Source organism: Nocardia sp. 852002-20019_SCH5090214, assembly GCF_001665865.1.
GTDB lineage: Bacteria > Actinomycetota > Actinomycetes > Mycobacteriales > Mycobacteriaceae > Nocardia > Nocardia nova.
In genome coordinates this window covers 1-625 of sequence record NZ_LZMK01000033.1, presented here as the reverse complement: position 1 = coordinate 625, position 625 = coordinate 1, and the positions used below count along the sequence as shown (strand labels likewise).

The window sequence follows — 625 nt, the reverse complement described above, 5'->3', positions numbered from 1 at the left end:
TGTTCTGGGCGAGCCCGGCGTGCCCGGAATGGACGGACGCGAAGGGACAGAAACGCTACTTCGACCAGAGCAACCAGTACCGGTTCGACGAGGAACTCGGCATCGTCGAGGATCCGGCGTCCGGGCGCAGCCGCGCGCTGGTCGAGCAGATTCCCCGGTATCTGCGTGCGATGGCCGCGCGCGGCAAGCCGGTGCTGGCCGGGGTGATGGAAAACGTCGTGCAGTGCTGGAAGTGGGACGACCGGCATCGGTGGCTGCGCGAGATCCAGGACCTCGGTTACGAGACCCGGGTCATCGCCCTGAATTCCGCGCACGTGCTGCCGCGCACCTGCCTGCCGGTGCCGCAGTCCCGCGACCGGCTCTACATCGCGTACTGGCTCAAATCGCTGGGGCGGCGCCCGGATTGGGACAAGTGGCTGCGCCCGAAGGCGTGGTGCGCGAGTTGCGAGCAGGTTGTGGACGCGATCCAGTCGTGGAAGAAGCCCGGCACGCAGATGGGCCGCTACGGCGTGCGTCACGGCCAGTATGTCTACCGGTGCCCGTCGAGGGCGTGCCGGTACGCGATCGCCGAGCCGATCACCACACCGGCGTCGGTGGCCATCGACTGGAGCCTGCCGCCCGGGGA

General features: G+C 68.6%; 1 pseudogene. It reads left to right on the top strand.

The window, feature by feature from the left end:
* A pseudogene (locus A5780_RS40615) lies at nt 1-625 on the top strand (DNA cytosine methyltransferase); the annotation flags it as partial.